Source organism: Methylobacterium gnaphalii, assembly GCF_007992215.1.
GTDB classification, from domain to species: Bacteria; Pseudomonadota; Alphaproteobacteria; order Rhizobiales; family Beijerinckiaceae; genus Methylobacterium; species Methylobacterium gnaphalii.
On record NZ_BJZV01000119.1, the window covers coordinates 1 to 511 of the forward strand.

Below are 511 nucleotides of genomic sequence, written 5' to 3' on the forward strand. Positions count from 1 at the left end.
CCTGAGCAACCGTTATGCGGGGCTCTCATGCCGAAGCCACGGGGAGCCTCTTTCGAGGACGGCGTTGGCGTAGGTGAGAAGCTTTCTGGCGCAGGCAACGAGGGCCTGTTTATGGGTCTTGCCACGTGCGGTGAGGCGCATGCGCAGGGCGACGAGGGCCGGGTTCCAACGATAGGAGGCCGGCAAGGCCGCGGTGTAGAGGGCAGTTCGCACACGGGCGCGCCCACCGCTGATGTGACGCTCGCCGCGATGCCGGCCGCTGTCGTGATCGAACGGAGCGAGGCCGGCGAGGCTCGCGGCCTGTTCGCGCGAGAGGCTGCCGAGTTCGGGCATCAGCACGACGAGGCGCAGGGCGGTCTTGAGGCCGAGGCCAGGGATTGAGAGCAGCAGGTCGAGGCGATCGGCGAGATCGGGCTCGGCTCGCACCGCCGCGACGAGGCGATCGAACTCCTGCTCGGCCCGCTTGGTGGCGCGGCGGGCATCGGCTTCGAGCTGGCGACGCAGGCGCGGA

General features: G+C 69.7%; 1 protein-coding gene. It reads right to left on the minus strand.

The window, feature by feature from the left end:
• Positions 1-12: 12 nt before the first annotated feature.
• A partial coding sequence (locus tag MGN01_RS23355; protein WP_147049170.1) for a transposase occupies positions 13-511 on the minus strand: 499 nt, incomplete at its 5' end.